This is a genomic window from Spirosoma flavus (assembly GCF_054778555.1).
The window spans coordinates 873,889-887,972 of the sequence record NZ_BAAGZL010000003.1 but is presented as its reverse complement, the minus strand read 5'-3'; the positions used below and the strand labels follow the sequence as shown (position 1 = coordinate 887,972).

12 protein-coding genes are annotated in these 14,084 nt (G+C 47.7%); 6 read left to right on the top strand and 6 right to left on the bottom strand.

Going from position 1 to position 14,084, the window contains the following annotated elements:
- Nucleotides 1-11: 11 nt before the first annotated feature.
- Nucleotides 12-779, bottom strand: coding sequence for a DeoR/GlpR family DNA-binding transcription regulator (locus ACYVF1_RS20135; RefSeq protein WP_461082150.1), 768 nt, complete (start codon nt 777-779; stop codon nt 12-14).
- 358 nt (nt 780-1,137) lie between these two features.
- Between ACYVF1_RS20135 and ACYVF1_RS20130 the strand changes: the two genes are divergently transcribed.
- Genes ACYVF1_RS20130 through ACYVF1_RS20105 form a run of 6 tightly spaced genes read left to right on the top strand, consistent with a single transcriptional unit; the run spans nt 1,138 to nt 7,869 of the window.
- Nucleotides 1,138-2,385, top strand: coding sequence for an MFS transporter (locus ACYVF1_RS20130; protein WP_461082148.1), 1,248 nt, complete (start codon nt 1,138-1,140; stop codon nt 2,383-2,385).
- A gap of 37 nt (nt 2,386-2,422) precedes the next feature.
- Nucleotides 2,423-3,427, top strand: coding sequence for a 2-hydroxyacid dehydrogenase (locus tag ACYVF1_RS20125; RefSeq protein ID WP_461082146.1), 1,005 nt, complete (start codon nt 2,423-2,425; stop codon nt 3,425-3,427).
- Nucleotides 3,428-3,440: 13 nt separating this feature from the next.
- Nucleotides 3,441-4,886: an FGGY-family carbohydrate kinase gene (locus ACYVF1_RS20120; protein ID WP_461082144.1), complete on the top strand. Its 1,446-nt coding sequence runs from the start codon at nt 3,441-3,443 to the stop codon at nt 4,884-4,886.
- Nucleotides 4,886-6,322: an FGGY-family carbohydrate kinase gene (locus ACYVF1_RS20115; protein ID WP_461082142.1), complete on the top strand. Its 1,437-nt coding sequence runs from the start codon at nt 4,886-4,888 to the stop codon at nt 6,320-6,322. The genes ACYVF1_RS20120 and ACYVF1_RS20115 overlap by 1 nt, the downstream gene beginning before the upstream one ends.
- Nucleotides 6,323-6,330: 8 nt before the next feature.
- Nucleotides 6,331-6,930 carry a histidine phosphatase family protein gene (locus ACYVF1_RS20110; protein WP_461082140.1) on the top strand — a complete coding sequence of 200 codons (600 nt, stop codon included), beginning with the start codon at nt 6,331-6,333 and terminating at the stop codon, nt 6,928-6,930.
- Nucleotides 6,931-6,966: 36 nt separating this feature from the next.
- Nucleotides 6,967-7,869 (top strand): glycerophosphodiester phosphodiesterase family protein, encoded by a 903-nt coding sequence (locus ACYVF1_RS20105; protein ID WP_461082138.1) that lies wholly within the window; start codon nt 6,967-6,969, stop codon nt 7,867-7,869.
- Between the two features lie 92 nt (nt 7,870-7,961).
- Here ACYVF1_RS20105 and proC read toward each other — a convergent pair whose 3' ends face one another.
- The 5 genes from proC to ACYVF1_RS20080 form a co-directional block, all read right to left on the bottom strand.
- The gene (gene proC / locus ACYVF1_RS20100; protein WP_461082135.1) at nt 7,962-8,765 is read right to left on the bottom strand and encodes a pyrroline-5-carboxylate reductase; all 804 of its coding nucleotides are present in this window, start codon (nt 8,763-8,765) and stop codon (nt 7,962-7,964) included.
- 130 nt (nt 8,766-8,895) lie between these two features.
- On the bottom strand, nt 8,896-10,032 hold the full coding sequence (locus ACYVF1_RS20095) for a redoxin domain-containing protein (protein WP_461082133.1): 1,137 nt from the start codon (nt 10,030-10,032) through the stop codon (nt 8,896-8,898).
- Nucleotides 10,029-11,525: an Asp-tRNA(Asn)/Glu-tRNA(Gln) amidotransferase subunit GatB gene (gene gatB, locus ACYVF1_RS20090; protein WP_461082131.1), complete on the bottom strand. Its 1,497-nt coding sequence runs from the start codon at nt 11,523-11,525 to the stop codon at nt 10,029-10,031. The genes ACYVF1_RS20095 and gatB overlap by 4 nt, the downstream gene beginning before the upstream one ends.
- Before the next feature lie 58 nt (nt 11,526-11,583).
- On the bottom strand, nt 11,584-12,420 hold the full coding sequence (locus ACYVF1_RS20085; RefSeq protein ID WP_461082129.1) for a phytoene/squalene synthase family protein: 837 nt from the start codon (nt 12,418-12,420) through the stop codon (nt 11,584-11,586).
- A gap of 131 nt (nt 12,421-12,551) precedes the next feature.
- Nucleotides 12,552-14,024 carry a phytoene desaturase family protein gene (locus tag ACYVF1_RS20080; RefSeq protein ID WP_461082127.1) on the bottom strand — a complete coding sequence of 491 codons (1,473 nt, stop codon included), beginning with the start codon at nt 14,022-14,024 and terminating at the stop codon, nt 12,552-12,554.
- Nucleotides 14,025-14,084 lie beyond the last annotated feature (60 nt).

Below are 14,084 nucleotides of genomic sequence, written 5' to 3'. Positions count from 1 at the left end.
TCGGCAACATATTACGTACCGATAATAACTTTAATGCCCCGGTCTTCTAAATTTCGGACAATTTCCGGCGAGGTATTAGCATCTGTGATGACGTATTGAACATGGTCAAGGTCGCCTATTTTGCCAATACCTCGCCTGCCAAATTTGGAGAAATCGGCCATAACTGCTACGTTTTGGGCCGTTTCCAGCATTTTTCGATTAATACTGGTTTCGGTCAGGTTGCTGATCGACAGGCCAAAGTCAAAGTCAATACCATCAACGCCAATAAACAAAAGGCCACACGACAAATTATCCAGCATTTGCTCGGCCAGCGTTCCCACTACCGAATGAGAATTAGGTCTAATCAGTCCGCCTAATTGCAGAACTTCCACATTAGCACGGCTGCTGAGTTCGTGAGCCACTTTAACGGCGGGCGTGATGACAGTCAGCGCCTTTTGGGGATATAAACAACGAGCTAATTCAAAAACGGTCGTTCCTGATCCAATGATGATTGAATCCTGCTGATTCACCAACGTAAGAGCCGCTTTAGCGATTTTCTGTTTCTCTTCCGCATTAATAAGCTCTTTCTCATCGATGGGTTTTTCGAATGCATATGGATTCGTTAATGAGCCGCCCCCGCGCGTCCGAAATAGCAAACTTTTGTCTTCAAGAAGTTTCAAATCCTTTCGGATCGTAACGCCTGAAACGTCCATCAGATCGCTTAACTCCTGAATATTTACCCGCCCGCTTTCTTTCAGTTGTTGTAATATTAGCTGGTGTCTCTCGGCTATATTTCTCATTATCAATAAGCTGTATATCGCAATAAAGCTGGTCTTTTGTCGGCTGTACCAAGAAAGTTTTTAACCGCAAAGCTATTAAAAAGCATATCTAATTAAGATTTTATTGTATTATAAATACTTTTAAAACACTTTCAAAAAATTTAATTTACTTTTTATTTGTTTCATTACGTCTTTTCATATTTGTTTGTGCCTATCTATTGTTGTTTAAGTACAATAAGTTTTAGAACCGGGATTTAGCAGATTTAAGGATTGACTGGACTTTGTTTTCGCTTCTCCGAAGCGTTTTATCAATTAACAAAATCCAGTCAATCCTTAAATCTGCTAAATCCCGGTTCTGAATTCCTAAACCTTTCAAAACATGAATTCTGTATTTGATAAAGTTGGCCTGCCGAAGCCCTTGGCCTGGGGCTATCTGGGGATCATTATTTTCATGATGGGTGATGGGGTCGAACAAGGATGGCTCAGTCCGTATTTGCTTGAACATGGCATGAGCATTCAACAATCGGCTTCATTATTTACGGTTTATGGGATTACTATTGCCATTTCGTCCTGGTTTTCGGGCGTACTAGCTGAAGGTTACGGGCCACGCAAAGCCATGCTGGCCGGTTTGCTGCTGTATATTATTGGAACGGTTGGTTTTGTAGGTTATGGCATGGAAAAACTCAGCTTTCCGGTCATGCTATTCACCTATGCCATCCGCGGTTTTGGCTATCCGTTGTTTGCTTACTCGTTTCTGGTCTGGGTCACGTATCGAACTCCACAAAATCAGCTCGGTCGGGCGGTAGGCTGGTTTTGGTTCGTGTTTACGGGCGGCCTCAACGTATTTGGGGCTTATTATTCGAGTTGGGCCATCAAGGAATTAGGCTACCAGAATACGCTCTGGACATCAATTTTCTGGGTGGCTTTGGGCGCTTTCTTTGCGCTTGTTCTCAACCGCGACCAGTTTCGTCCGTCGGTAACCGCTGCCGGAGTGAAAACGAAAGAACTTCTCAACGGCCTGACTATCATTCAGAAAGAGCCCAAAGTATTGCTGGGGGGTATTGTGCGAATTATTAACACTACAGCGCAGTTCGCTTTTCCGGTCTTTCTGCCCATCTACATGGCTACGCATGGTTTCGATACTGTTCAATGGCTGCAAATCTGGGGGACTATTTTTACCAGCAACATTATTTTTAATCTGATTTTCGGCTTCGTGGGCGACCGACTAGGCTGGCAAAACACAATTATGTGGTTTGGCGGGGTGGGCTGTGGCCTCACTACGTTGCTATTCTATTATTCACCCATCTGGTTCGACGGTAGTTATGGCATGGTGCTGCTTTCGGGTGTACTCTGGGGCGCATTGCTGGCGGGGTACGTACCACTAACGGCTCTGGTGCCGTCGCTGGTGAAGGAGGATAAAGGCGCGGCTATGGCTATTCTGAACTTGGGAGCCGGCCTGCCCGTGTTTGTCGGTCCGGCGTTAGTAGGGCTTTTTATCGGCTCTATTGGTAATGAAGGCGTTGTCTGGATGCTGGCTATTCTGTATTTCATCAGCGCCATTCTCACCCGTTTCATTACGTTGCCCAGCGAATCAGTTAAGGCCGAAGCAGCTACTGCCAGTGTGTAACTGATTTTTCTAATCGAACAATCTGAATACAATCAATATGAAAATCGTTATCACCGCTCCTTATTATCAGAAGGCGCAGGATGAATTACAGCAATTGTTTGGCGAGGTGATTTACCGTCCCTGGAAAGACTTAGGACATGGTTACACTGAAGCAGAGCTCGTCGGTTTGTTACAGGAAACGCAGGCCGATGCCCTGATTACGGAACACGACCACGTAACAGCAGGCGTTATCGAATCTTTTCCGAATCTGCGCTTTATTGGCGTTTGTCGCGGAACGCCATCGAACGTAGCGGTAGAGACGGCTACACAAAAAGGCATTCCGATTTTTAATACGCCCGCCCGGAACGCCCAGGCAGTAGCCGAACTGTTTATTGCCAATCTGATTACGATGTACCGGCAAACACTGGCGAGTATTCGTTGGCTGGAGGGCGAAAACTGGGAAGCCGGTGCGCATACGTCCTATCTTCAGTTCAAGGGTAACGAAGTAGCTGGTAAAACGATTGGGATGGTTGGCTTTGGCGCCGTCGGGCAAACCATCGCCAATTTGATACGTCATTTCCCGACGCAGATTCAGTATTACGACCCGTTTTACACATCCGACGATTCGTATTACCAGAAAGTAACGTTGGAGGAAATCTTTTCCACAAGCGACGTAGTATCAATTCATTTGCCAGTTACGGAGCAAACGAAAGGGTTGATCGATAAACGATTGTTTTCGCTAATGAAACCCGATGCCGTTTTTGTCAATACAGCCCGCGCCGTGGTAGTAAACCGAGAGGATTTGCTGGACGTACTGGAACGAAAACAGATTCGCGGGGCCATTCTGGATGTGTTCGATTATGAACCGCCGGATGCAATCGATTACAAGCTGATTCATCGTGACGACGTACTGGCGACTCCGCATATTGCCGGTGCTACGTTCGAGGTGGAAGATCACCACGCCGATATCATGAACCGGGCGTTACACGATTATTTTATCGGGAATAAAAAAGCGATTCGACAACTGGTTAATCCAGCTGCGCTAACAATCAACGAAGCCTGATCCGACATTGACAATGACAGCACAGGACGCTTATCTGATTATTGATGTCGGGACGGGAAACGTTCGGGTAGCCGTAGCAAAACCGGATGGCCAAATTCTTCACGTTGAACGCGAAGATGTTCGGTATGAGCGCGATAGCCATTATCCGGAATCCATATATTTCGATCCTGAACAGACTTGGGGACAAGTTCTTCGGCTTGCAAAAACAGCGCTAACCAATGTCGGCAACGTAGTAATACGGGCCGTAACGGCCACGAGTCAGCGTGAAGGCATTGTCGTCGTGAATAGAGACGGACAATCGCTCATTGGCATGCCCAACATTGACCATCGGGGCCGTGAATGGGAAAACGACATCGCCGACAAAGATTGGGTCTATAGCCTGACCGGTCGCTACCCGACCTCGCTTTTTTCCGCTCTGAAACTCGTTGGATTACGGCAACGTAGAGAAAACATCTGGCAAAATGTAATTACGTTCCTGAGTATCAGCGATTGGGTTCAGTATCAATTGAGCGGCATCGCTGGGTATGAACATTCGCAAGCTTCCGAAACGCTTCTTTACGACGTAGCAGCCAAACGGTGGTCAACAGATCTATGTGCTACGTTCAGTATTGATACGTCGCTTTTACCACCTCTGGTAGCATCTGGAACAGTTTTGGGTAAAATCCATGAGTCGATTGCTGCTGAGCTTGGTATTACGTCCGAAGCGCTGGTGGTTGTTGGCGGTGCTGATACGCAACTGGCCATCCGAAGTACCCAGCCTTCGGTTGATGATGTCGTGATTGTGTCCGGTACCACTACGCCCATCACCCAGATAGCGGCTCACTACATAACTGATAGTCAGCAACGTACCTGGACCAGCCGCCATACCGACGCCGATAGTTTCATTCTGGAAGCCAACGCCGGCGTAACGGGACTCAATTACCAGCGATTGAAAGAAATTTTCTATCCCAACGAAGCCTACGAAACGATTGAACAGGAGGTTATTGCCAGTGAGCAATCGCAGTGCGTGGCCGCTTTGGGGTCGTTGCTGGCGGATGAAAAAATGCCCCTTATTCGAGGTGGTTTTCTGTTCAATACGCCGGTTTCGCACCAGTTGACGCGTGGCGATTTCGTGTTTGCTACGCTCTGGGATATTGCCTGTAGCATCTACGAGAATTATAAAAGTCTCTGTCAGGTCAGTCCTCATTCGCTGGACTACATCTGGGCGTGTGGGGGAGGAGTACAAAGTCGGGTGCTACGTCAATATCTAGCCAATCTGACCCGGAAAAACATCATCATTCGCGATACGTATCGACAGGCATCGGTGGTTGGTGGCGTATTTGTGTGCAACCAGGCGCTGGGTTTTCCCGACCCTGAACCATCCACACTGGAAACCCTTGTTCCAACTAACGAGCCGCGTTTTATGGATTTATACGCCGACTGGAAGCGCGTTCGTCAGACCTTTAAAACCTTGAGTTAATGCCTGCTTATTTTATTGGAATCGACGTTGGTACACAGGGCGTTCGGGTTGTTCTGGTTGACGGGAAAGGGGCGCTGAAAGGCTCGGCATCAGAATCTTTTGCATTAACAGAGCAATCCCGGCTTGAGCAATCGCCCCAGCAATGGTGGGAATCCTGTCTACGCTGCCTCAAAACGCTACTGGCCGATGCATCGACCAGCGAATTGAAGCAAGACATTAGATCAGTAGCTGTTACGTCAACCTCGGGTACGGTGATTCCGCTGGATGAACGTAACGAACCGCTACATGATGCGCTCATGTATAGTGACCCGCGTTCGGCGGCTGAAGGAAAGTACTGTAAAAATATTGCCGAAACGTATCATCCCGAAGGTTATACGGGATTTAATGCGTCGAGTGGACTGTCGAAAATGGTGTGGTTCGTCAATCAATTTCCAGAAAAGGCGAGTCGAATTTACACCTGGATACACGCGGCCGATTACATTACGGGTAAGCTATCCGGTAAATTTCGCGTTACGGATTATACCAATGCGCTAAAATCAGGCTACGACGTAGCAAATGATTGCTGGCCAACGTACCTATTTGATCAGTTACCATTGCAGAAAAGTTGGATGCAGGACGTAGTTGCTTCTGGAAAACCTATCGCTACGTTGCTACCTGAATTAGTTTCTGAACTGGGGCTGCCTGCAATAACAGTTGTTGCTGGTATGACGGATGGCTGTGCCTCACAAGTGGCTTCGGGCGCTGTTCGGCCGGGCGATTGGAATACGACTATCGGTACTACGTTGGTCGTCAAGGGGGTAACGGCAAACGAGCTGATCGATCCGGAGGGGCGGCTCTATAGTCACCGACATCCGCAAGGGTATTGGATGCCGGGGGGCGCCAGCAATATCGGTGCTGACTGGGTAGCAACCGATTTTGGAAATGATCTTCAGGCGCTGAATGAAAAAGCAGCTCAGCTCATTCCTACGTTTAACATTGCTTATCCGTTACGTCAGTTGGGTGAGCGATTTCCGTTTATTTCACCCAATGCGCGTGGTTTCGCTCCTGATGGACTTTCGGAAGCTGAGTTATTTGCGGCCAGTATGGAGGGCGTTGCTTACGTCGAACGATACGCTTACAAACTAATTGAACAGCTTTCGGGTGAAACAGTCAAGGCGGTATATACGGCGGGCGGCACCAGTAACAGTGATACGTGGTTGATGATACGTAGTGCGGTATTGAACCGGCCTATCTACAAATGCAGACACGTAACGGGTGCTGTTGGAGCCGCTATTCTGGCCGCTTCACAAACGTACTTCGAGTCATTGAGCGAGGCCGCGCTGGCGATGACGCAAGTTGAAAAAGAGGTTCTCCCTCGTGCCGATTGGATAAAACCGTACGACGAAGGGTACACACAATTTTTAGGGGCTTTACGAGAAAGAGGATTTATTAAGTGAATAATAATATGCTGACTGTCTATTTGTTACGTCATGGTGAAACGTTCTGGAATGCCGATGGCAATCGATATTGTGGTGCATCTGACATTGGTCTGACCGAAAAAGGTATCCAGCAAGCGCATCTTGCCGCCAGTGTGCTAAAGGATATTTCGTTCGACGCTATTTATTCATCACCCCTCCAACGCGCATTTATTACCGCGCAAATCGCTTCGGGAAAGCCAAACAACGTAGTGGTAGATGCTCGCTTGATCGAAGCCAGTTTTGGGAAATGGGAAGGAAAAACCCGCGAAGAATTTATTGCTGAAGCTCCACAACTATGGGAGGATTGGTGTCAGGAACCGGACACAACTCGCGCTGGTGGCGAAGGTGATACCGCTACCGACATTGTGGAACGGGTAAATGCATTTTTTGAAGAAATGCGCCAAAAACATCCGAATGGAATAATTCTGGTGGTTGCCCATAATGCAGTAAATCGATTTTACATGGCCTGGAAGCTGGGTATGCCGCTTAGAAATTACAGAAGGTTGGTTCAGGAAAATTCGTCCGTTACGTTATTCAATCTAGACGAGGAAGGAGAATTTAGTTTGTTGAAATTGAACTGCCGGTAATAAAAACGTATCAATTACTAAAAAACGAAAGTACTCATGCGTGTGAAACAGACCATAATTTCCTTTATCACATCTGCTACGTTACTGATTATAGTTTCGGGTTTTCAGCTAAATGCCCAGTCCTTACAAACGCTTCCGATAAAAACGGTTCAGGATCTGCACGACTACTTCAAATGGTCGAGCCAGAAAGGACCCATCATTAGTGGGCACCGGGGCGGAATGGTGAAAGGCTTTCCGGAAAATTCCATTGCTACGTTCGAAAATACGCTAAAACACACACCCGCTTTTTTTGAAATCGACCCGCGCCTGACCAAAGACAGCGTAATTGTACTCCTGCACGATGCTACGTTAGATCGTACCACCACGGGCACCGGCAAACTGTCGAATTATACATGGGAAGAACTGAAAAAACTTCGGCTGAAAGATGCAGAAGGTAACGTAACGGAGCATCGAATTCCGACACTCGCCGAAGTCATTGAGTGGGCGCGTGGCAAAACCATCCTCAACCTCGACCGAAAGGACGTACCGTTTGCAATGACGGCCGCTCTCATCCGAAAACTCAACGCCGATGCATTTATGATGCTTACGGTTCACGCGCCCGAACAGGCTCAGTATTACCTCAAGGATAATAAAAATCGCATGTTTTCGGTGTTTATCAAAAACAAAGCCGAGTTGGATGCCTACGAAAAAGCGGGTATTCCGACATCCAACATGATAGCCTATATCGGCCCGACGGTAAAACCGGAAAACAAGCAATTGTACCAACTGCTGAACGGACGTGGTATTATGTGCATGATTTCAGCGGCTTCGTCGTACGATAAATTAACCAGTTCCAAAGAACGGGCAGCCGCCTACCGAGCGATTATTGCTGACGGAGCCACTATCCTGGAAACAGACCGGCCGATTGAAGTAGCAGAAGCGTTGAAAAAGATGAACTAAGGCCCAAACAGGCTCCGGCTGTTTGAATTATAACTACAAATTAGCCTTCGGCTCAAACAGCCGGAGCCTGTTTGGGCCTTATTCAAATTCAACTACCCCTTCGACAACTCTGTAGCCCGAACCTGAGCGGCTTTGATGCCTGCTACCAACGTATCAGACAAAGCACCGCTCTCGAAGGTACGTAGCGCGGCTTCGGTAGTACCGCCTTTCGAGGCAACGGCTTTGATGAGATCGTCCAGCGATTTGTCAGCAGTGTTGATGAGGTGATACGCACCAAGCATGGTTTGTTTAACCAGCAAGGCCGATACGGCATCATCGAAACCCATTTGTTTACCGGCGTCAATCATGGCTTTCACAACGTAGTAAAAGTAAGCTGGACCGCTACCACTAAGAGCCGTTACTGCATCCAGCATGGCTTCATCTTCAAGAAAAATTGACCGACCCGTTGCGTTGATGAGGTTTTCGACCCGGCGCAGGTTGGCTAAATCGACTTCTTTCGCGGCCGTAAAACCGGTGATGCCCATGCCGAGCATGGCAGGTGTGTTGGGCATGGCCCGAACCACCAGCGGGTGCGCCAACTTTTCCTGAATCTGGCTAATTGGAATACCAGCCATAATACTCAAAACCACTTGATTCGGCCGAACTACATCACGTAGCGATTCGTGTACGCTATTGAAATCCTGCGGTTTGACTGACAAAATAATCAAATCGGCATCGCCAACGCGTGGGCTGATCGTATCGACCACAACCCCGGCTTTCTCAGCTTTGAGCGCTTCCGATCGATCAGCGCTTTTTTCGATGAGTAGCAGGTCATCTTTTTTTACCAGATCATATTGGAGAAACGATTTGGCAAACGCCATACCCATATTACCACAGCCAACAATTGCAATTTTCATTTTTCAAGAACTAAAAATGAATGAATAAGCCGCCAAAGCTGCCAAAAATGATACATGCTGATGAAGTGATAAACAAAAAAGGTCAGGTTAATAAAACCTGACCCTGCAAAACTAATGACTAGCGGTTAACTCATTGGCCACCTTTGAGAACTTCTTCTAATTTTTGCTCCAGCGCTTCGCCCCGAAGGTTCTTCGCGATGATTTTTCCATCCTTGTCGAGCAGGAACGTAGCGGGGATGGCCTGAACGCCGTATTGCTGAGCCGCTGCCGATTGCCAGAATTTCAAATCGGATACGTGGGTCCAGGTGAGGTTGTCGTTACGTATGGCTTTGGTCCAATTGGCTTTTGCCTGATCGAGCGAGACGCTGTAGATGGCGAAGCCCTTGTCTTTGTACTTATTATACATCCGTACTACGTTCGGATTTTCGGCCCGGCACGGTCCACACCACGACGCCCAGAAATCAAGTAATACGTATTTGCCACGTAACGAAGAAAGCGGAACCGGGTTGCCTGTTGTATCGCTGAGCGCAATCTCAGGAGCCTGAGCACCAACCGATACGCCTTTGATACGTGCCACGCGGCCAATGAGTGATTTAGCGTGCGGGCTATTTGGATTTTCCTTTTCGAAACGATTCGCCAGTGATTCATACGTAGCAAAATCGTTCTCAATATTTATGAAATTTAGTGCAAACAATGACACCAGCGACGTACCCATTTCAGGTAGCATAGCTTTCACTTTGGTCACTACGTCCTGCTCAGCGGCCTGATATTCCTGCTCAATCTGAGCGGCTTTTTTATTGTCTTTTTTCTCCGTAGCGGCAGCCATCTGTTTGTTCCAGTTCTGCACTTTGGTTTCCATATCGGTACGTAGCGCCATCAGTTTTTCGTAGTACTCCATATTTTTGGAGCCTGTAACCGATGCCTTTCCAACCTGTCCAGTTTTGGCATCCATCCGGAAACCGTCGGCTGTTACGTTAAGCGTTTCACCGCCTTCAACCAGTAACGCCATTTTCTGGCCTCCGCCCACATTCAGGACGAAAACTTCACCCCCTTCCGCTACGTTGCCTTTGAGCGTGAAGGTGTTACCAGCGGCAACTTTGACCGAATCGAGTTTGCGAGTCGGCTGGGTATTAGCCTCCAGATAGACATAACTACCGGGAGCGGCATTTTTGATCTTACCGGTTACGGTGAAAGGCTTAGTGGCCTGAGCCTGAGCCGCGACGCCAGCGGCCAGCAAACTGAGGATGGTGAAAACTACGTTCTTCATTGTTTTTGGAGTGTCTTCGCTAATAACTCGTTAACCAATTTGGGATCAGCCGAACCTTTTGATTTTTTCATAACCTCACCCATAAATAAACCCAGCAGATTTTTCTTGCCTTTTCGGTATTGCTCCACTTTGTCGGGCCAGGCCGCCAGTACTTCTTCTACCAACGTTTGCAACGTATCCGTATTGCGATTCTGAATTAATCCGTGTGCGCTGGCGAGATCGGCGGGAGTTGCTTCGGGTGCGTCAATCATCAGCGTAAATACCTGTTGCGCAGCCGTTTGGCTTACCGTTCCTTCGTCTATCAAGGATAATAAAGCTGCCAGTTGATCAGCCGAAACCGGGAACTTTCGCTCACGTAACGTTTTTTCGTTAAGCTGCCCTTTCACCGGACCCATCACCCAGTTCGAGGCCGCTTTATAATTACTGGTTTTTGCACAAACGGCTTCGTAGAACTCTGCTAACTCTTTCGCATCAGTCAGCAACGTAGCGTCATAATCTGGAAGACCATACGTGGTCGTGAATTTCTGATGCAGCGCTGCGGGTAAGGTTGGCATACGTTCCTGAATATCAGCCAACCACTCGTCCGAAATTAGAACCGGAGTAAGGTCAGGATCAGGAAAGTAGCGATAGTCGTTCATGGTTTCTTTCTCGCGCATGGAATAGCTTTGTCCCGTAGCCGCGTCGAATGTGCGTGTTTCCTGCGTGATACGTTCGCCAGCACCGGATTCCGTTAGTTCAACCTGCCGCCGAAATTCCGCTTCAACTGCTCGCATTACGTTCCGAATTGAGTTTAAGTTCTTTACCTCAACCTTCGTGCCGAGATGTGTTGCTCCCTTCAGACGGATGGAAATATTTACGTCACAACGTAGCGAACCTTCTTCCATATTACCATCGCAGATATCCAGATAACGTACCAGTCGACGGACCTCGGTTAGGTACTGACCGGCTTCGTCGGCAGTACGTAGGCAAGGATCTGTTACCATCTCGATCAGTGGCGTTCCGGCGCGGTTGTAGTCCAGTTGCGTAGTCCAGTCGCTGCCATCATGAATGCTTTTGCCAGCATCTTCTTCCAGATGGATATGATGAATCTGAATGGTTGTCTGATAAGGTTTACCCGTAGCAGGATCTTTGGCAGTTATTGGAACGCCCCCACCAACACAGATTGGACCTTTGTCTTGTGAAAGCTGGTAGCCTTTTGGCAGATCGGGATAAAAATAATTTTTGCGGGCAAAAACGTTACGTCGCGTGATGCTGCAACCACAGGCCAGCCCCATCCGAACGGCGTATTCAACGGCTTTACGGTTAAGTTTTGGCAACGTACCGGGATGCCCCAACGTAATGACGCTAATGTTGGTATTTGGCTCAGCGCCAAACGCATTGGCATCGGCCGCGAAAATTTTACTTTGTGTTAGTAACTGACAGTGCACCTCCAGGCCGATAACGGCTTCATAACGTGCCATCACTTCTGGCGAAAGGCTTGCTTCGGCTACCATTGTGGATATTTGATTGTTTGCGCAAAGATAGCGAAAAGGCACGGAGGGCGGCTTGTCTCTAAATCACATTTAGCCGATACTTAAGGTAAGTTTGGGCCAGCAGGGCTATTTTTTGTGGGTTCGGCACCCGGATTCGTTCGTTCTGGATACGGGAGGCTGGTAACCGTTTGATTTTGTTGAACAGCGTCTGGTAATACATATAAGCCAGGTAAACGCCCATTCGGGCACCACGCGGCAGATTCATGATACCAATATAAGCCTCGTCGAAATCCTGCTGAATATCAGCTTCTATATGCTGTTTAGTGTCGCTGCAGAAGTCTTTAAAATCGATGCCGGGGAAATAGGTACGTCCCCGATCAACAAAATCGCTTTTCAGGTCGCGGAGGAAATTCACTTTCTGGAAAGCCGATCCTAGCTTACGAGCCGGTCCGCATAGCCGGTCAAATTCAGCTTTATCACCCTCGCAGAACACGCGCAGACACATCAGACCAACTACTTCGGCAGAACCATAAATATATTCGTCATAGCCGTCCGCGTCATATTGCTGTTGATACAAATCCATTTCCATACTTTTCAGGAACGATTCAATCAACTCGTGTTCAATTTTGTATTCTCTGACAATCAGTTGGAACGAATGAAGAATGGGATTCATGCTGATACCTTCCTCAATGGCCTGATACGTATCGTGCCGAAAACGTTCGAGCAGGTTTTTCTGGTCGTGTTCGTAAAACGTATCAACAATTTCATCGGCATACCGCACAAACCCATAGATGGCATAAATCGGCATGTGGAATTTGCGATCTAAGGTCTTGATCCCCAACGTAAAAGACGTACTGTAACGCTCGGTAACAAGTTTACTACATTCCATCGCAGTTGTGTTGAACAACGCCATCATAAAGTAAAGAGGTAAGGGTTAATTGACTGAATAATTGATACGATGTAATGAATAATTTTAGTCCCGATAGTCAGCTGAAAGAACGTTATTTGGTATTCATTTTACATTCTACATTTACTCAAGTCTGTAAGTTAACGAAATTCTTTGGCAACCTCATCCGCTACAACCAGCCCCGAAATTAGCGAGGGCGGCACTCCCGGCCCCGGTACGGTGAGTTGACCGGTGTAGAACAAGTTGTTTACCCGTTTGTTCTTTAACGCAGGTTTTAAAAGTGCCGTTTGTCGCAACGTATTAGCCAGACCATACGCATTGCCCCGAAACGCGTTATAATCGCTTTTGAAATCGCGGTGCGCGTAACTTCGTTTATAAACGATGTGGTTTCGGATATCTTCGCCCACATACGCTTCGAGCCGGTCCATTAATAGATCAAAATAATGTTCGCGCGTTGCTTCGTCGTCCGTAAGATCAGGCGCTACCGGAATCAGCAGAAACAGGTTTTCGCAACCTTCCGGTGCTACGCTGGGATCGGTTTTCGACGGAGCCGACGCGTAAAACAGCGGTTTGCTTGGCCAGCGTGGTGTTTCGTAAATCTCCTGTGCGTGCAGCTTAAAATTTTCGTCAAAGAAAAGATTGTGGTGCTGTAAGCGTGGCACTCGTTTGTTGATACCCAGATAGAATAGCAGCGACGAAGGAGCCATCACCCGACTTTGCCAATACGTATCACTATAGTTTCGATACGTAGCGTCGACAAGTTTGGATTCAACATGATGATAATCGGCACCGGCCACTACTACGTCCGTTTCGAAAATACCATCTTGTGTTACTACGTTGTGCACCTGATTTTTCGCTATCTCGATTTTCTGAACCGTCTGATTCAGAAGAATTTTTACGCCCTTTTCTTCCGCCAGACTTACCATCGCTTTCACGATTTCGTGCATACCGCCCATCGGATACCACGTGCCCATTGCCATCTCCGCATAGTTCATCAGACTGTACATAGCAGGCGTATTTTCGGGCGTAGCACCCAAAAAAAGCACAGGAAATTCGATGATTTCAAGTAGACGGGAATTTTTGAAAAATTTTCGGGCGTGAATAGCGAATGACTGAAATACGTCCAGCCGCGCTACGTCGAAAAGCAATTTCAGGCTTAAAAACTCAGTAATCGACCGGCTGGGTTTCCAGACGAACTGGTTCATTCCAACGTCGTATTTATAAGCAGCCTGTTTTAGAAACGCTCGCAGTTTAGTTGTACTTCCGGTTTCTAACTGTTCAAACAGTGCCTCTAGTTGGGGCATTCCCGCAGGAATATTCACTACGTCGTCCGGACCAAAAATAACGCTGTATGACGGGTCGAGCCGGACTAGATTATAATAATCGGAAGGTTTTTTACCGAAGCGAGCAAAGTAATTTTCGAAAACGTCGGGCATCCAATACCAGCTAGGGCCCATATCGAAGGTAAATCCCTCGGCCTGAAATACGCGGGCGCGGCCACCGGGCGTACTATTTTTTTCAAGAATGGTAACGTCGTAACCTTTATCGGCGAGACTGGTAGCAGCGGCCAGCCCAGCGAATCCGGCTCCGATTACAAGTATACGTCGGGGCATTAGTACGTCTTGATTGATTGGGTTTGTCTGGTAAGCGATTGTAGATATAATTTGTTTGTT